The organism is Microbacterium sp. NPDC089987, from assembly GCF_044748505.1.
Classification (GTDB): Bacteria; Actinomycetota; Actinomycetes; order Actinomycetales; family Microbacteriaceae; genus Microbacterium.
In genome coordinates this window covers 786,216-802,316 of record NZ_JBIVGE010000002.1, presented here as the reverse complement: position 1 = coordinate 802,316, position 16,101 = coordinate 786,216, and the positions used below count along the sequence as shown (strand labels likewise).

Here is a 16,101-nt window from a genome sequence, read left to right as displayed (position 1 = left end):
GCGCAACCCCTCGCGCAGGATGCGCGCGACATGATGTGCTGATCCCATGACACGCAGGCGGCGAGCACGAAGGCATCGGTCTTCGGCGTCGGCCGCATTCCTGGCATCCGGCATCTGCTACACCGCCAACTGCGCTCTCGGAGCCGCCGTCGCGACGCGGCTCATCGACACGCGACGCTTCCGCTGGGTGCACCACGCGCTGTACATCGCGACCGTGTCGACCACGATCCTCGCCCTGATCGCCGGCATCCGGTGCGACCGGCGCGCGGCTCTCGCCCTCGCCCCCGCGCTCGCGCCCCTCGCCGTCATCCCGTACGCGGGCACGCACACCCGCAGGCATCCCGCCATCGCACTCACCGCAGCGCCTTTCGTCGCAGCGGGCGTCATCACCTCCCGCCGAAGCCGATAGGAGCAGCATGGAATTCCTCGACGTCATCCGCCGCCGCAAGACCACGAACGGGCCGTTCCTTCCCGACCCGGTCAGCGAAGAGCACCAGCGGCTGCTGATCGAGGCTGCGAGCCGGGCGCCCTCGCAGCTGAACAGCCAGCCGTGGCGTTTCGTGGTGATCGAGCAGCGCGAGACGATCGACCGGATCGCGAAGATCTCGGGCGAGAGCATGACCGAGGTGATGTCGAACGGCACGTTCTTCGAACGGTACAAGCCGTACTTCCGGTTCAGTCAGGCCGAGATGGAGCAGAAGCGCAGCGGGATGCTGTTCGACAAGCTGCCCGCGGTGCTGCGGCCGTTCACGAGTCAGGTGTTCACCTCGCGCGGGCAGAAGCTGATGAACTCCCTCGGCGTGCCGAAGACGCTCGGGTCCGAGAACGCGAAGCTCGTCGCCGGCTCTCCGCTGCTGCTGGGTGTCATGCTCGATCGCAGCGAGTACCGTCCCGGTGAGCTGTCGTCGTTCTACTCGGTGTTCAGCATGGGCGCCGCGATGGAGAACGTCTGGCTCACGACCGTGGAGCTCGGGATGGGCATCCAGTTCATCTCGTTCCCGATGGAGGCGCCGGGCCGGTGGGACGAGATCATCGAGCTGCTGCACGTGCCAGACGACCTCGAGCTGATGGCCGTGTACCGCCTCGGCTACCTGCCGCCGGAGCAGCGGCGCCCGGCCATCGACTGGTCGAGCTCGCAGCGCAAGCTGCCTTCGCAGTTCGTCTTCCGCGAGACGTGCCAGACCCCGCAGCAGAACTGGGACGGGTGACGGTGGCGGTTCACCGGCCGGACGAGGGTGCGGATGCCCTGATCGGGCCGACCGCAGCGCCCGACGTGCACGTCATGACGTTCAACATTCGCCGTGCCGCGGACGGAGTGCTGCACCGTCGGGCCGACCGGTGGTCGTGGCGCGCTCCCGCGGTGCGCCAGCTGCTCGCCTCGGAGCAGCCGACGCTCCTCAGCCTGCAGGAGGCGCTGCCTTCGGTCATGCCCCTCGTGCGGGAGGCGCTGGGCCGCGATCACCGCACGATCGGCACCGGGCGGGCCACGGGCGGACGCGGCGAAGGCAGTCCGATCCTCTACGACGCGGCCCGTCTCGAACTGCGCGACTGGGGGCAGCGTGCGCTGTCTGACCAGCCCGACCGAGCGGGGTCGACCGGGTGGGGGAACCTCATCCCGCGGATCCTGGTCTGGGCCGAGTTCGCCGAGCGCAGCTCGGGTGAGCGATTCCTCGCGATCAACACCCATCTCGACCACCTCTCCGCGTCGTCGCGGCTGCGTTCGGCGCGGAGCATCGGTCAGCTCGTCGCCGAGCGCGGGCTGCCTGCGGTGGTGACGGGCGATCTGAACGCCGGAGCCGGCTCGACCGCCGTGCGCGCACTGCAGGCCGGCGATGCTCTGGTCGACAGCCGGGATGCCGCCGAGCGGAAGGCCGGCCCGCGGTGGGGCACGTACCCTGGATACCGGCGCCCGCGCGTCGGCGGACGGCAGCTCGACTGGATCATGACGACGCGGGATGTGCGCGTGCGGACGGTCGCCGTCAACGCCCGCGCTCCCGGCGGTCATCGGCCGTCGGATCACCTGCCCGTGCAGGCGGTTCTGTGCTTCGGAGAGGATGTCGCGTGAAAGAGGACTTCCTGCGGCCGCCGCACACGGCGGCGGAGTGGACGGCCGATGCGCTGCGCGTCATCGGCATCCTCGGTGTGATCGCGGCCGTGATCTGGCTGAAACCTACGGATGCCGGGATCGCGGCGCTGGCGCTGCCCGCGCTCATGCTGCCGCGGATGCTGGGAATGCGAGCCTGGTTCGACGTCGCCGCCGGCGCGACCGTCCTCGCCGCCGCGTGGAGCAACGTGTTCGATCTTTACGCCGCCATCTCGTGGTGGGATCTTGCGGTGCACTTCGCCTGCACCGCAATGCTGGCGATCCTCACGGCGGAGATCCTCACACGTGCCGACGTCGTCGGCATCACCACATCGGCTCGCCCTCGATCGCGGACTCCCCTGGTGCTCGCGCCGTTGATCGCTCTCGCGCTCAGCGCGGTCTGGGAGATGATCGAGTGGTTCGGGTCGGTCTTCATCAGCGATCAGATCCACGTCGGCTACCAGGACACGATCGGCGACATGGTGCTCGGCGGTCTCGGCGGAGTCGCGGCGGGCATGATGCTGGCGCTGATCGACGTGCGGCGGGTGCCCGACAGCGTTGTGGCGGCGCCGCGTGCCATCCTGTCGAGCCGACGCGGATGATACCGCTCGAGGTGCCGGTCGTCACGGCCCTGCCCTGATCGCGCTGATCAGCTGATACTCGGGGCATGACTCAGCACAACGGAAACCCCGACGACCTGCACGACGACGCCGCAGCAGACTCCTCTGAGGCTGCTGGCGGCGCGCACGGCGACCCCCAGCCGGCTGACGAGGCGCTGCCCGACGGGCAGTTCGACAGCCAGGAGATGCCGACGACGGATGGCGAGCCGGCGTCCGGCGACGACCCCGCGGCGAGCGCCGGCGCCGAGTCTCCCGAAGAGGGCGACGCCGCCATGCAGGCGGCAGAAGACGCCACGAAGAACTGATCGCTGAGGCGATAGGGTCGCTCGCATGAGCGAAGCGGGTGACCTCGAGAGGATCGCCGCCAAGCTGTACGCCGCCGCACCGGAGCAGTTCATCGCGACGCGCAACGCGCGCGCGAAGGACGCCGGTGACGCGGCGCTCTCGGCGGCGATCCGCGCCCTGCGCAAGCCCAGCGTGGCCGCGTGGGTGGTGAATCTCTTCGCCTATGAGCGCGCCGCCCGGCTCGGCCAGGCGCTGGAGCTCGCAGCTGAACTGCGCGAGGCCCAGGAGGATCTGGATGCGGCGACCCTGTCACAGCTCGGGCGGCAGCGTCGGGCGCTGACGAATCAGCTGGCGACAGAGGCGGCATCGCTCGCCACGGCACAGGGCGCCCGGGTGACGGACGCCACGCTCGAGGCGGTGCGTCAGACGATCTCGGCGGCGTTCTTCGATCCCCATGCGGCGGCGGCCGTGGCATCCGGACGTCTGGTGCGCGATCTCGAGCCCACCGGGTCGTTCGATGCCGACTCCGTCGTCGGAGGGGGACGACCGGAAGCCCCCGTCGAGGCGAAGCCCGGGACCGACGAGGTGGGCGCGCGGCGGCAGCGGCGCAATGCCGAGCGCGCGCTGCGCGAGGCGGAGAAGGCTCACGACAGCGCCGAGAGAGCTGCTCGTCGTGCCGACGACGAGGCGAAGGATGCCTCGGACCGCGTCGACCACCTCGACGAGCGCATCGCCGAGCTGGAGCAGGAGCTGACTCGAGCACGCGAGGACGCGACACGGGCACGGCGGGATGCCGAGGCTGCCGGCCATCGCCGACGCCAGACAGCCGAGGAGCTGTCGACGGCCGAGAAGGCCGTAGACGAGGCACGTCGCACACTCCACGCGCTGTGACTCGGCCATGGCAGAAGGAGCGCGCCGCAACCGGCCCCGAACCGGACGAGACAGGCGGAGGGCTGCTTCGCCACGAGCGATCGTGAACACGCGAAAGCGCTGAGCGCAACCCGCTCTGCTGATACGTCAGAGCACCGTAACGTCGGATCGAGCGAAGCGCTGGACCGAGGGAAGCATCGGCCCGATCAGGGAGGAGCGACGAATGGCTCAGAACGTGAGGGTGCTGCACTGCACTCCGGAAGACGTGTTCGAATCACTGGCAGACGGGTGGCTGTACCCGACGTGGGTGGTCGGCGCCTCGCGCATGCGCGCCGTGGCCTCCACCTGGCCGGAGCAGGGATCCGAGCTGCATCACTCATTCGGCGTCTGGCCGCTGCTGATCAACGACAAGACCATCGTCGAGCAGTACGACCCGCCGCGCAGGATGGTGCTGCGTGCGCGAGGGTGGCCGATAGGCGAGGCGCGCGTCACGCTCGAGGTGCGCTCGAAGGGCGATGAATCCTTGGTGCGCATCCAGGAGGTGCCGGTCGCCGGACCGGGCCGGTTCGTCCCGCGTCCGATCATGGACGTGCTGGTGCGCTGGCGCAATGCCGAGACGCTGCACCGTCTGGGCTACCTCGCCGAGGGCCGGGCGGCCGTTCGAGCCCGGCGCGGCTCGCCAGCACCGTCTCCATCACCGTCACCGTCACCCTCACCGGGACCGGCTCCGGATGCAGAGGCCCGGGAATCGTGACCGACCGGCGTCGCTCCGGCGGGGACGACCCCGACGTCGTCGTGGTCGGAGCCGGGCCGAACGGGCTCGCTGCCGCTGTGACCCTCGCCAGGGCAGGGCTCCGGGTCCGCGTCTACGAGCGCGAGAGTCAGCCGGGCGGCGGAGCCGCCACACGCGAGCTCACCCTGCCCGGCTTCCAGCATGACGTCTGCTCCGCCGTGCATCCGATGGCCTTCGAGTCGCGCTTCTTCCGCGACTTCGGGCTGCGGGATCGCGTCGAATTCGTCACCCCCGAGGTGTCGTTCGCACAGCCGCTGGACGGCGGTCGCGCGGGCATCGCCTACCGGGACCTCGATCGCACGGCCGATGCACTGGGGGTGGACGGCAGGGCGTACCATCGACTCCTTCGGCCGCTGGTCGAGCGGGCGACGAAGGTCGCCGACTTCACCGGATCCTCTCTGCTTCAGATCCCGCAGCACCTGGTCACTGCGATCCTGTTCGGACTGCGCTCGCTCGAGCAGGGCAGCCCCGCCTGGAACGCGCGCTTCCGGGAGGATGTCGCACCTGCCATGCTCACCGGTGTCGCAGCGCACACGATCCTCGCTCAGCCGAGCATCGCCGGTGCGGGTGCCGGGCTGGCCTTGACCACCTATGCGCACGCGCAGGGCTGGCCGATCCCGATCGGCGGCAGTCAGGCGATCGCCGATGCCATGGTCGACGATCTGCGTCGCCACGGCGGCGAGCTGATTCTCGATCACGAGGTCGAGTCGTTGAGCGCCCTCCCGCCGGCCTGGGCGACACTGCTCGACGTGACGCCCCAGGCACTCGTGCGCCTGGCGGCCGACGTCATCCCAGCCGGATACCGACGCGCGCTGGAGCGGTTCCGCTACGGCGACGGCGTCGCGAAGGTCGACTTCGCACTGAGCGAGCCGGTGCCGTGGAGGAACCCCGAACTGAGCCGCGCCGGCACGCTGCACGTCGGCGGCACGCGGGCCGAAGTGGCGGATGCCGAGAATCAGGTGCACCGCGGACGGCTCCCCGAGACTCCCTACGTGCTGGTGTCCCAGCCGACGCTGTTCGATCCGAGCCGCGCCCCTGCAGGAAAGCACACGCTGTGGACGTACACGCATGTACCGGCGGGAAGCACGGCCGACCGCAAGGACGCCGTGATCAACCAGATCGAGCGCTTCGCGCCTGGCTTCCGCGACACCATCCTGGCGACCAGCTCGCGCAACGCTCGAGAGGTGGAGCAGCACAACCCGAACTACCCGGGCGGAGACATCGCCGCCGGGGCGCCGAACCTCTGGCAGCTGTTCCGCCGGCCGGTGCTGAGTCCCGATCCGTGGCGCACCCCGATCCCCGGCGTCTACCTCGCCTCCGCGTCCGCGGCGCCCGGACCGGGCGTCACGGGGATGCCCGGCTGGCTGGCGGCGCTCAGCGCGCTCCGCCATGAGTTCGGCGTCCACGATCTCCCCGACCTGTCACCCGTGCGATCATGACGCGTCGACAGCGTGACGTGGTGGTCGTGACCGGTGCCTCCAGCGGCATCGGGCGGGCGACGGCGCGCCGGTTCGCCCGGCAGGGAGCGCAGCTCGTCATCTGCGCACGCAGCGGCGCGGCCCTGCAGACGGTGGCGAAGGAGTGCCGCGATCAGGGCGGACAGGTGCTCGTCGTGCCGGCGGATGTCTCGGACGAGAAAGCCATGGTCGGCCTCGCCGATGCGGCGGTGGCGGCGTTCGGCCGCATCGACGTGTGGGTGGGCAACGCCGGCGTTTTCGCCTACGGCACCTTCGAGCAGCTTCCGTCCGACGTGTTCCGCCAGGTCATCGAGACGAACCTGATGGGCCAGATCCACGGCGCACGCGCTGTGCTGCCCCACTTCCGGCGCCAGGGCGCCGGCTCGCTGGTCCTCGTCGGATCCCTCTACTCACGGGCCAGCTCGCCGACGATCTCTCCCTACGTGACGAGCAAGTACGCGACGCTGGGGTTCGCCGAGTCGCTGCGGCAGGAGCTGCGGGGCAGTGGCATCCGGGTGCATCTCGTCCTCCCGGCGTCGATCGACACTCCGATCTACCAGCACGCCGCGAACTTCACCGGCCGTCTGGTGCGTCCGCTGCCGCCGGTCTCCTCAGCAGGGCGAGTGGCGCGCGCGATCGCGCGCGCGCCGGGGCTCCGCCGCTTCGTCACGTTCGTCGGCCGCACGCAGAAGGCCGCGCTGCTCGTGCACGACTTCGCGCCGGGCCTGCACGGCTCAGCTGCGCGGTGGCTGATGAAGCACGTCGAGCTACACGGTCGAGCGCCGAGCGCTTCCACGGGCAACGTCTTCGAGTCGACCGGCTCGGCCGGGCAGGTCAGCGGCGGATGGCGCGCGACCGGACTGCGTCTTCTGCTCGCCGCTGCGGGTGCGGCGGTGCTCCTGCGCCGGCTCTCCCGCTGAGCCTCGGCGGAAGCCGTCTGAACCTCAGCGGCAGCCGTCTCGGCTTCAGCGGAAGCCCTCCCGCTGCGTGCCCTCATCTGCCACTCGCACGCCGTACCGGTATGCGAGTTTTCCGCCGAGGTAACCCGACAGACCGAGAGCCGCCAGTCCCACGATCGACAGGACGAAACCGGCGATGCTCACGTCATCCTCATCTCCGGTCAGACGCACCACCAGGCTGATCGCGAAGAGCGCGGTGACGCCGAGGTTGAGCACCATGTGGATGGTCGCCGTCTTGCGCGCGGTGGTGCCGCGGGCGAGCTGCAGATAGTCCATGAAGCCGAACAGGGCCGCCAGAACAGCGCCGACGAGGCCGATCACGATCAGGATCCACGCCGCTCGCGCGTACGGTTCCGGGTCGTCGGACACCAGGGCGATGATGTCGAAGACCAGGCTCGCGACCCAGCTGCCGATCGGGAGGGTGATCAGGATCGGATGGAACGGGTGACCGTATGGACCTGCCAGCACCGACTTCGGCTGCTTCGCCTGCTGTTGAGCGCTCTGGTTCTGCTGAGCGGTGTTCTGCGACATCTCGCTGCTCCTCTCGACGGTGATGTCATCTGAGCAGACCGACGCCGTCTGCGCAGGAGGCTTGACATAGGGCGATCGGCCGCGGAGGGACCACCTCGCCCACCCACGGGATGTACACCGTAAGCAAAGGGAGTGCAAGGGGCGTGGCCAGGCCACCAGGCGGGGTTAGACATGGTGCACCGATCCTCCGATCGGTCCGCGAAAAGGAGCACTCATGTCGGACAATTTCGAGACGACCAGCCCGAGCGGTTCGGGAACGCCCGCTTACGGCGCGGGCGCACAGCCGTACGATTCGGGCTCGCAGCCTTCGGGCTCGCAGGGCAAGGTCGATGCCGCGAAGCACGAGGCATCCGATCTCAAGGACAGCGCAACCGGGCACGCGAAGGATGTGCTGGGTGCAGCCAAGGACGAAGCCTCAGGCGTCGTCGGCGAGGCGAAGATGCAGGCGAAGGATCTGTACGCGCAGACGCAGCGTGAGCTGCGGGACCAGGCGCACACGCAGCAGCAGCGACTGGCGACGGGTCTTCGCTCCGTCGGTGACGAACTCGGAGAGATGGCCACCAACTCGAGCGGCAGCGGAATCGCCGCTGACCTCGTCCAGCAGGCATCCGGACGGGTTTCGGCAGCGGCGAGCTGGCTCGGCGACCGGGATCCGGGGTCGGTGCTGAACGAGGTGAAGCGCTACGCCCGCCGCAAGCCGGGTACTTTCATCCTGGCCGCAGCGATCGGTGGTGTCGTCATCGGCAGACTGACGCGCGCACTGGCATCCGACGCAGCCGACCAGAAGCACGCGGCCGCGCAGACGCCGGCCGTGCGGCCTGCTCCGCCGGTTCCGCCGGCGCCCCCCGTGCCCCCGGTCACCCAGGTGCACCCGGACCACTCGGTGTCCACGCCGGTGAGCGACACGGCCACGTCGGCTGCCGAGACGCCCCTGTACACCCAGACCCGCTCGACCAGAGCGGATGCCAGCGGGGAGGACGGCTATGACCGACCCCACACCATCTGAGCAGAGAGCAGCCTCGTCGTCGCTCGGCGAGCTTCTCGGTGAGGTGTCGCGAGACATCTCCACGCTGATGCGGCAGGAAGTCGCGCTGGCGAAGGCAGAGCTCAAGGAGACCGCTGCGAAGTCGGCCAAGGGTGCAGGGCTGATGGGCGCAGCGGGCTACAGCGCGCTGATGGCCGTGTTCTTCCTGTCGATTGCGCTCTGGTGGGCGCTGGGCACCCTCATCGGCGGCGGATGGTCGGGCGTCATCGTCGCCGTCATCTGGGCGCTGATCGCGCTGGTCCTCTTCCTGGTCGGACGTGGCCAGCTGCAGGAGGTCGAAGGAGCACCGCAGACCGTGGAGACCCTCAAGGAGATCCCGGACACGCTGAAGAGAAATGAGGAGAACCGATGAGCAATTCAGCCGATGAGATCCGCTCCGACATCGAGCGGACCCGTCAGGACCTGGGTATGGACGTCGACGCCCTGGCAGACAAGGTGACACCGTCGAAGATCGTCGATCGTCAGATGGGCAAGGTGCGGGGCGCGTTCGGGTCCGTGCGCGATCGAGTGATGGGCGCCGCTGACGACGCCAGCTCGTCGATGTCGGACGCCGGCGCACACGCGGGCGACATGGCAGGTGACGTGAAGGATCGCGTCGTGGCGAAGGCCGAGGGCAGCCCGCTCGCCGTCGGACTGATCGCCTTCGGTGCAGGGCTCGTGCTCGCATCGCTGTTCCCCGCCTCGACGAAGGAGAAGGAACTCGCTTCGACGGTCAAGGACCAGGCGCAGCCGCTGATCGATGAGGCGACCGGCGTCGCCAAGGAGGTCGGTGAGCACCTCAAGGAGCCGCTGGCCTCGTCGGTCGAGTCGGTCAAGGCATCCGCGCAGGACTCCGTCGCCGCCGTCAAGGACGAGGCGCAGTACGCTGCGAACGAGGTCAAGAACGACGCTCAGGACGCTCGCGACAACGTCGCGAACAACTGATCCGTCACCGAAAGGCGGGCGGGCTCCGATTCCGGAGCTCGCCCGCCTTTCGCTGTCATATCCGAAACCCCTCCCGGGGCATGCGAGGCTCAGATCGCACGGATCGGATGCTCGTGCACCGCCGTGCTCAGATGCCTGCCGTTGAGCTCGAGATAGAGCTGACGCTCGGTCACCGAGACGGTCATCGTGTTGCGACGGGCGAGCGCTGCGGCGGTGTCATCGAGGAACCCCGCGTCGAAGCTGTGCAGCACGATGGCATCCGCATCGTGGATCGTCTTGCCCGCCCAGTTGGCGATCACCTTCGCCGGGTCGCGGTGGGTGTACACGACCGTGCGGTCGGCGAGCTTGCTGCCGTAATGCAGGCGGGTGGCGTCCGGCGCACCGACCTCGATCCACGCGGTGACGCGGCCGGTGAGGTCGCGAACGAGCACCGCCGGCTCGTCGGTCGCGGCGACGCCTCCGGTGAACGCGATGCCCTCCACGTACTCGAGGCAGTACGCGAGCAGCCGCGTGAGCATGTACACCTCGGTCTCGGACGGATGCCGTGCGAGGCGCAGGGCCAGGTCGTCGTACACACCGCGGTCGACGTCCGCCAGCTGCACATCGAAGGTGTGGATCGTCGCGCCTGCCGCCATGAGTCCGAGCTTACGCGTCGATCGCTCGGGGCTGATCCCGCACGATGGGCGAGGAAGAGGCACCCTCGTTATTCGCAGGCGACCCCGTCGCCGTCACGGTCCAGCTTGCGGGTGTAGCCCGGCTCGCCAGCGCGGATCGGGGCGGCGCCTGCGGCACGAACAGCTGTGCAGTTCTCGTAGTACACGTTGCTCGGCGCAACGGGAGCGGGGGCTGCGGGCGCAGGAGCGGGTGGCGCGGGGGCCGCCGGTGCCGGGGCGACCGGAACGGGAGGGGCTGGGGCGGGCACTGGCGCCAGCTCTTCCGCCACCGGCGCCGGAGCCGGTTCGGGCGCGACCTCGGCGAAGGTCGACGTCGGTGCCGGCTCGTCCGGGCACGCACTGAGCACGGCGGCGATTGCGTCGTGCTCCGGCTGCGTGACCCACAGCCCGTACGTGGCTTTCACGGCCACCTGGCGCGCGACGTAAGCGCAGCGGAAGCTCTTGTTCTTCGGCAACCACGTGGCGGCGTCACCGTCACCCTTCTGCGCGTTCGCCGACCCATCGACCGCGAGCAGGTTGAGCGGATCGTTCGCGAAGGTCGCGCGCTGATCAGCGGTGAGCTGCTGCGCGCCCTTCTGCCACGCATCGGAGAGCGCGACGACATGGTCGATCTGCACGAGCTCGCTGGTGCCCTGACCGCGCGTGAAGCTGATCGACCGACCGGTGAACGGATCGTTCAGGATGCCCGTCATGACCCGGCACGAGCCAGCCCGCGTGGTGGCGACCAGGTCGCGGAGCAGGATGTCGTTCCGTGTGTCGCAGCCGTTGCGGTCGACATCCAGCCAGCGCTGACCGAACAGGTTGCGGTCGTAGCCGGTCTTCGCGGCGCGACCCTTCACGGGAAGCGTTGCGAGCACCTCCAGCGCCGTCGCGCCGTCTGTGCTGGAGGTGTCCGCGACAGTGGATGCGTCCCCGGTGAAGGCGACTGGATCGGCGTCACTGTCCTGGGTCGCCTCGTCGGCCTCGGCGGGTTCGGGAGACGGCGTGATGGCAGCGGGAGTCCTGCTCGGCGTGGCGGATGCCGCGGGGACGGCCTCGTTCCCGCCGCGGCCGGTCATCGCGTTCGCGACGCTGCCGGTCAGCAGGAAGCACACCGCCGCGATGGCGGTGACGACGGCAGCGGTGCCCCTGTTCGAGAACCGCAACCACGTCGGGGTGTTCTTCACCAGCGCGACGATGCCGGTGATGAGCACGACGAGCCAGAGGACGGTGAAGATCGGCGAGAGCAGGATGCCGATCCCGAGCGCGGCGACACCGATCGCGATCCATGCCCAGAGCGGCAGCCTCTTCCTGACCGGTTCGGCGAGGGATGCCTGACCGACGCCGGTCGCGATGAGCGAGTCCCTCGACGGCGGCGGCAGCAAAGGCGCAGCAGGCGCCGGCGCGGGGAGCTGCTGGGTCTGCTCGCTCCATGCGGAACCATCCCACCAGCGCATCCGGTGCTGATCCGTCGGGTCCGGATACCATCCGGCGGCAGGTGCGCTCGTCATCTCGTCTCAATCACTCCGCCGGCACACCGAGATGCTCCAGCATCCGGGCACGACTGGCTGTCAGGTGCGCGGGGCGCACGAAAGGGCCGCGAGCCCGGTTCCCCTCAGAAGCCGGCCCGCGTCTGCGCGGAGCGCAGCATCCCGCTCATCATATGAGCGGATCCGCCGCGCATCCGCGGACACGAAGAAACCCCCGATCACTCGAGGGTTTCTGTGGCGGTGACGGTGGGATTTGAACCCACGGTAGGGGGTTACCCTACACAACTTTTCGAGAGTTGCACCTTCGGCCGCTCGGACACGTCACCGCGGATCAGTTTACGACACGGCGGGCAGGTGCGCGAATCGAGACGGCCGTCGCGCAGGCCGGGCGCGTCGTGGACGGAGGGAACGGCGCCGTCTGGGTGCGGGTCGGGTGGCGCGGGTCACTACGTTTCGACTCGCTTCGCTCGCTCAACGACCGGGGGGGGGCGCGGGTGGCTACGTTTCGACTCGCTTCGCTCGCTCAACGACCGAGGGGGGGGTGAGCTCAACGACCGGGGTGGGTCAGGGAGCGGGGAGCGGCGACGAGACTGCAGCGTGCGTCTCGAGGATGCCCTCGGTGGTGCCGGCGGGCGCGCGGCCGATGCCGCACTCCGTCGCGACGCCGAAAGCCGGCACGACCCGCGACGCAGCGGCGATGCGCCGCTGCGCCCCCTCGACGCCGTCCTCACGATGCACCAGCCCCAGGTACAGCTCCGCGACCGGCGCGAGAGAGCCGAGCGGCGCGTAGAACGCGTCGTCGTCGCGCTCGATCGGCACGGGCAGGTGCAGCCAGGTGAGCTCGCGCGCCGATGCGGAGATGACCGCATTGGCGAAGCGCACCAGCGTCGCAGCGTCCGTCGGCTCGATGAAGTGCCGCTCCCCCGCATCGCCGTAGCAGAGGTGCACCCCCACCTCGACGGCGTCGGGCACGGCATCCACCAGCGCAGCGAGCCGTGAGACCAGCCCGTCGAACGGGTCGCCGTCCCACCAGGCATCCATCGTCCGGCCATACCCGGCGGCACGCTCGATGATGCCGATCTCGCTCGCGACATCCCACTGCACGGCCAGATCGGCGGCCGGGATCGCGGCCACGATGCGGTCGAGATCGCGCAGCAGCGCTGCGGTGTACACCGGCTCGATGGCATCCCGATCATCGCCGAAGAAGAACGACCCGATCACCGCGACGGGCGTCGGCAGCGACACCTGGAACCGGATGCCATCAGCGATCGCGCCCTCGGTGCGCAGCCGACGGAAGATCTCGTACGACTCGATCGCCGCGTCGGCATATCCGAGCGGCGGCAGGCGCAGGCTCGAGCCATCCACCCCGTCGGCGATGCGCAGCGGACGTGCGTCGAGATCGCGCAGCCAGACCGGCTCGTCGCCGATCCGCTCGATCCCCTCGGCCTGGCCCAGCACGTCAGGCTGGAACATGATCCAGTGGAAGCGCCGCCCCACCTCCCCATCCGGAATGCGCTTCAGCCGCGAGCCGAGCACCGCCGCCGCGGTGCGCATGGTCTTCTCGGCGTCGTCGTAGTTCACGCTGCCGACGAGCAGCGCGCCTTTAGGCTGGGTCATTCCCCCAGCGTAGGCCGCACGGTTTTGCCCGGTCGGCCCCGAGTCGCCGGATGACCGTTCCGAATAGGATCGACCCGAGATCGGATGCCGGAACGGAGACGCGCGATGGGGTTTGTCACCTCCCCTGCACTGAGCGAGACGGGCTACGTCGTGCTCGACCGCCACGACGAGTCGGGCGACCCCGCCGAGTGGCGCGACCTCGAGTACGTCGGCTGGCGCTCGTCGGGCATCACCCGCTTCGCCCCGCTGGCGAGTCACGCCGGCGACATCGAGTGCAACGGGTTCTGGAACCACACACCACCGCGCACCGACAAGGACGGCGTGTGGATCCGCTCTCAGGTCGCGAAGGCGCCGACGCTCCAGGCCCGGGCACTCGAGCCGGGCGCCAATGTCGGTCGCTGCCGCGTCATCGAGCTGCAGCCCAATACCTATGCCGATGCGATCTACAACCTGCACCAGGACGACAACAACCGGCTCAACGCCGAGGGCACCGGCTGGGTCGTGCGGGCCTGGCTCAACCTCACCGACGACCCCGACTCGCTGCTCATCCTGCGCTCCGACCGCTTCGACCCCTCGACCGAGATCCGCCTTCCGCTGCCTGCGGGCTCGCGGATCATCGTCGACACCCAGCGCTTCTGGCATGCCGTGTGGCATCAGGGCACCGAGCCACGATACGCGCTGATCTGCTCGTGGACGTCAGGACCCGAGCTCGACGCGTACCTCGCCGCGGGCAACGCAGACCCGCGTCCGGCATCCCTCGAGCTGCCGGCCGCCCTCGTCGCCGACGCGCAGGCCGAGATGCACCGGCGGATCGAAGAGCGCCGTCAGGCGTTCGAGGCGCACGGCATCGTGATGGAGCCGCTCGAACCGCTCAACTGACTCAGGCGACGACGCGAAGCTGAACCGTGCACTCCTCGGCACGCCGGGTCACCTGCACGCACTCGGCGGCGATGGGTCCGCCGGCCTGCGTCAGCACGCCCTGCATGAGCCCGAGATGCACCTGGCACAGCATCGGGCGGTGCTCGGGAGAGCTTGCAGCGTGCGGGCACGGCGTCAGGTCGACCGTCATGCGGCTCTCGTCGACGATCGGCTCGAAGCCGCTCTCCTCGAGATGCTCGACCAGGGCGTCGAGCTGGTAGGTCGCGTCGCGCCCGAGTTCCGAGTCAGGCTCGGACAGGATGCGCCGCATGAGGTCTCCGCGCCGGGCGGCCTCGGCGACCTTGTCGCGCGCGATCGGACTGGATGCCTCGGGAGCTCCGGTCGCCGCGCTGTACAGAGTGCGGGGGCGACCGCGCGTGGTGCGGTGCTCTGTGGCCTGGATGACGTAGCCGCCCTCGATCAGCCGCTGCAGATGCTCGCGCACGGTGTTCGCGTGCAGACCGGTCGCCTCGCTGAGTTCGCCGATCGTGCGCTCGGGCCGCGTCTGCACGAGATGCAGGATGCGCACGCGCGAGTAGCTGGAGATAGGTCCGTACGCGACCGCAGTGGTGGTCATGCTCCCATGCTCCCAGAGCCGGTCTGCGCGCGGGCGAACATGGGCCGTGAATAATCACGCGACCGCCCGGCGACCTGCAGCGCGGATAGTGTGGATGCCATGACCGCCGCCGCCGTGCTCACCGTCTCCGACCGCTCGGCGGCCGGGATGCGGCCTGACTCGGCCGGACCGGTCGCCGTGCTCGCGCTGCGCGACGCGGGCTTCGCCTGCGCGAACGCGACCGTGATTCCCGACGGCGCGGATGCCGTCGAGCAGGCCCTCAGGGAGCTGCGCGATGCGGGCATCCGGCTCATCATCACCAGCGGCGGCACGGGAGTCGGCCCGCGCGACGAGACGCCCGAGGGCACGGCCCGCGTGATCGAGAGGCAGCTGCCCGGCATCGCGGAAGAGCTGCGCCGCGCCGGCCTCGCCGCCACCCCCGCGTCGATGCTCACCCGCGGCCTGGCCGGGGTCGTCGGCGACACCCTGATCGTCAACCTGCCCGGCTCGCCGAAGGCCGTCGCCGAGGGCATGCCGGTCGTGCTCTCCGTCGCCGGTCACGTGCTCAGCCAACTCGATGGAGAGGACCACCGATGACCGTCCGACTCGCCCGCATCTCAGAGCAGCCGCTGTCACTCGACGAGCACATCGCCGCCGTCGACAGCACCACCGCCGGCGCGGTCACGACGTTCGTGGGCCGGGTGCGCGACCACGATCCGGATGCCGCGGATGCGGTCGTCGCGCTCGAGTACACCTCGCACCCGGATGCCGAGTCGACCTTGCACCGCATCGCCGAGGCCGCTGCCGAGGGGACGGATGCCGTCGTCGCCGTCAGCCATCGAGTCGGGCATCTCGATGTGGGAGAGGCGGCCGTCGTCATCGCCGTGGCATCGTCTCACCGCGACGAGGCGTTCACCGTCTGCCGTGAGGTGATCGAGGCGATCAAGCGCGAGCTGCCGGTGTGGAAGCGTCAGGTCGAGGCCGACGGCACGACCGCGTGGAAGGGCATCGGCGGCTGACCACAGCCGCGACCCCGTTAGGCAGCGCGGTTCACCCGCCGGCGAAGGGCGGGAGCACGTCGATCGTGCTCGCCTCGGCGAGCGCGAAGTCGTCGTCGACACGGGCGCCGTCGACCAGCACCGCGCAGCGCGACAGGATGCCGGTGAGCGCCGGATGCTCGGCGAGCAGCTGCTGCTTGAGGGCGCCCAGCGTCGTGGCATCCGTCGTCAGCGAATCCTGACCGACCGCCTCCTGCGCCGCGGCGAAGAAGCGCACCGTGGCGCTCTGCGTCGTCGCCATC

Annotated in this window: 21 protein-coding genes and 1 tRNA gene; 15 read left to right on the top strand and 7 right to left on the bottom strand. The window is 69.8% G+C overall.

The genetic code is table 11. The annotated features are described in order from the left end of the window. Positions 1-46: 46 nt before the first annotated feature. From ACIPV2_RS11460 to ACIPV2_RS11420, 9 genes are all read left to right on the top strand, one after another. Positions 47-409: a hypothetical protein gene (locus tag ACIPV2_RS11460; RefSeq protein ID WP_400841348.1), complete on the top strand. Its 363-nt coding sequence runs from the start codon at positions 47-49 to the stop codon at positions 407-409. Between the two features lie 7 nt (positions 410-416). After that, a complete protein-coding gene (locus ACIPV2_RS11455; protein WP_101188762.1) occupies positions 417-1,208 on the top strand; it encodes a nitroreductase family protein in 792 nt (263 codons plus the stop codon). A gap of 2 nt (positions 1,209-1,210) precedes the next feature. Further along, positions 1,211-2,065 (top strand): endonuclease/exonuclease/phosphatase family protein, encoded by an 855-nt coding sequence (locus ACIPV2_RS11450; RefSeq protein ID WP_400841346.1) that lies wholly within the window; start codon positions 1,211-1,213, stop codon positions 2,063-2,065. Beyond that, entirely contained in the window at positions 2,062-2,685 is a 624-nt protein-coding gene (locus ACIPV2_RS11445; RefSeq protein ID WP_400841344.1) for a DUF2238 domain-containing protein, read from the top strand. Before ACIPV2_RS11450 ends, ACIPV2_RS11445 begins: the two co-directional genes overlap by 4 nt. A 65-nt stretch (positions 2,686-2,750) precedes the next feature. Continuing rightward, positions 2,751-3,008: a hypothetical protein gene (locus tag ACIPV2_RS11440; RefSeq protein ID WP_400841342.1), complete on the top strand. Its 258-nt coding sequence runs from the start codon at positions 2,751-2,753 to the stop codon at positions 3,006-3,008. A gap of 25 nt (positions 3,009-3,033) precedes the next feature. Beyond that, positions 3,034-3,879, top strand: coding sequence for a transposase (locus ACIPV2_RS11435; protein ID WP_400841340.1), 846 nt, complete (start codon positions 3,034-3,036; stop codon positions 3,877-3,879). Positions 3,880-4,081: 202 nt separating this feature from the next. After that, complete coding sequence (locus ACIPV2_RS11430; protein ID WP_400841338.1) at positions 4,082-4,612, top strand: SRPBCC family protein; 531 nt, start codon at positions 4,082-4,084, stop codon at positions 4,610-4,612. Next, on the top strand, positions 4,609-6,090 hold the full coding sequence (locus ACIPV2_RS11425; RefSeq protein ID WP_400841336.1) for a phytoene desaturase family protein: 1,482 nt from the start codon (positions 4,609-4,611) through the stop codon (positions 6,088-6,090). The genes ACIPV2_RS11430 and ACIPV2_RS11425 overlap by 4 nt, the downstream gene beginning before the upstream one ends. Then, positions 6,087-7,028 carry an SDR family NAD(P)-dependent oxidoreductase gene (locus ACIPV2_RS11420; protein ID WP_400841334.1) on the top strand — a complete coding sequence of 314 codons (942 nt, stop codon included), beginning with the start codon at positions 6,087-6,089 and terminating at the stop codon, positions 7,026-7,028. Before ACIPV2_RS11425 ends, ACIPV2_RS11420 begins: the two co-directional genes overlap by 4 nt. 45 nt (positions 7,029-7,073) lie before the next feature. Here ACIPV2_RS11420 and ACIPV2_RS11415 read toward each other — a convergent pair whose 3' ends face one another. Beyond that, a complete protein-coding gene (locus ACIPV2_RS11415) occupies positions 7,074-7,598 on the bottom strand; it encodes a DUF2231 domain-containing protein (protein ID WP_400841332.1) in 525 nt (174 codons plus the stop codon). A 214-nt stretch (positions 7,599-7,812) separates the two neighbouring features. Here ACIPV2_RS11415 and ACIPV2_RS11410 point away from each other — a divergent pair, with 214 nt between their 5' ends. From ACIPV2_RS11410 to ACIPV2_RS11400, 3 genes are read left to right on the top strand one after another with little or no spacing between them, the layout of a single operon-like run. Next, positions 7,813-8,604: a hypothetical protein gene (locus ACIPV2_RS11410; RefSeq protein ID WP_400841330.1), complete on the top strand. Its 792-nt coding sequence runs from the start codon at positions 7,813-7,815 to the stop codon at positions 8,602-8,604. Next, positions 8,582-8,995, top strand: coding sequence for a phage holin family protein (locus ACIPV2_RS11405; protein WP_101188770.1), 414 nt, complete (start codon positions 8,582-8,584; stop codon positions 8,993-8,995). Before ACIPV2_RS11410 ends, ACIPV2_RS11405 begins: the two co-directional genes overlap by 23 nt. Then, positions 8,992-9,567 carry a DUF3618 domain-containing protein gene (locus ACIPV2_RS11400; RefSeq protein ID WP_400841328.1) on the top strand — a complete coding sequence of 192 codons (576 nt, stop codon included), beginning with the start codon at positions 8,992-8,994 and terminating at the stop codon, positions 9,565-9,567. The genes ACIPV2_RS11405 and ACIPV2_RS11400 overlap by 4 nt, the downstream gene beginning before the upstream one ends. Before the next feature lie 89 nt (positions 9,568-9,656). Here ACIPV2_RS11400 and ACIPV2_RS11395 read toward each other — a convergent pair whose 3' ends face one another. The 4 genes from ACIPV2_RS11395 to ACIPV2_RS11380 form a co-directional block, all read right to left on the bottom strand. Beyond that, positions 9,657-10,202 (bottom strand): YaeQ family protein, encoded by a 546-nt coding sequence (locus tag ACIPV2_RS11395; protein WP_400841325.1) that lies wholly within the window; start codon positions 10,200-10,202, stop codon positions 9,657-9,659. A gap of 68 nt (positions 10,203-10,270) precedes the next feature. Further along, positions 10,271-11,731: a DUF1524 domain-containing protein gene (locus ACIPV2_RS11390; RefSeq protein WP_400841323.1), complete on the bottom strand. Its 1,461-nt coding sequence runs from the start codon at positions 11,729-11,731 to the stop codon at positions 10,271-10,273. A gap of 214 nt (positions 11,732-11,945) precedes the next feature. After that, positions 11,946-12,036, bottom strand: a tRNA-Ser gene (locus ACIPV2_RS11385). 238 nt (positions 12,037-12,274) lie between these two features. Continuing rightward, positions 12,275-13,327: a hypothetical protein gene (locus tag ACIPV2_RS11380; protein WP_400841321.1), complete on the bottom strand. Its 1,053-nt coding sequence runs from the start codon at positions 13,325-13,327 to the stop codon at positions 12,275-12,277. A gap of 105 nt (positions 13,328-13,432) precedes the next feature. Between ACIPV2_RS11380 and ACIPV2_RS11375 the strand changes: the two genes are divergently transcribed. Next, a complete protein-coding gene (locus ACIPV2_RS11375) occupies positions 13,433-14,206 on the top strand; it encodes a hypothetical protein (RefSeq protein WP_400841319.1) in 774 nt (257 codons plus the stop codon). A gap of 1 nt (position 14,207) precedes the next feature. Here the strand turns inward: ACIPV2_RS11375 and ACIPV2_RS11370 are convergent, their stop codons facing one another. After that, on the bottom strand, positions 14,208-14,822 hold the full coding sequence (locus ACIPV2_RS11370; RefSeq protein ID WP_400841317.1) for a helix-turn-helix transcriptional regulator: 615 nt from the start codon (positions 14,820-14,822) through the stop codon (positions 14,208-14,210). Positions 14,823-14,921: 99 nt separating this feature from the next. On the opposite strand from ACIPV2_RS11370, the gene ACIPV2_RS11365 reads away from it, so the two are divergent. Next, entirely contained in the window at positions 14,922-15,398 is a 477-nt protein-coding gene (locus ACIPV2_RS11365) for a molybdenum cofactor biosynthesis protein B (RefSeq protein WP_400841315.1), read from the top strand. Continuing rightward, complete coding sequence (locus ACIPV2_RS11360) at positions 15,395-15,820, top strand: molybdenum cofactor biosynthesis protein MoaE (RefSeq protein WP_400841313.1); 426 nt, start codon at positions 15,395-15,397, stop codon at positions 15,818-15,820. The genes ACIPV2_RS11365 and ACIPV2_RS11360 overlap by 4 nt, the downstream gene beginning before the upstream one ends. A gap of 31 nt (positions 15,821-15,851) precedes the next feature. Here ACIPV2_RS11360 and ACIPV2_RS11355 read toward each other — a convergent pair whose 3' ends face one another. Then, positions 15,852-16,100 (bottom strand): MoaD/ThiS family protein, encoded by a 249-nt coding sequence (locus tag ACIPV2_RS11355; protein WP_400841311.1) that lies wholly within the window; start codon positions 16,098-16,100, stop codon positions 15,852-15,854. Between the last annotated feature and the right edge of the window lies 1 nt (position 16,101).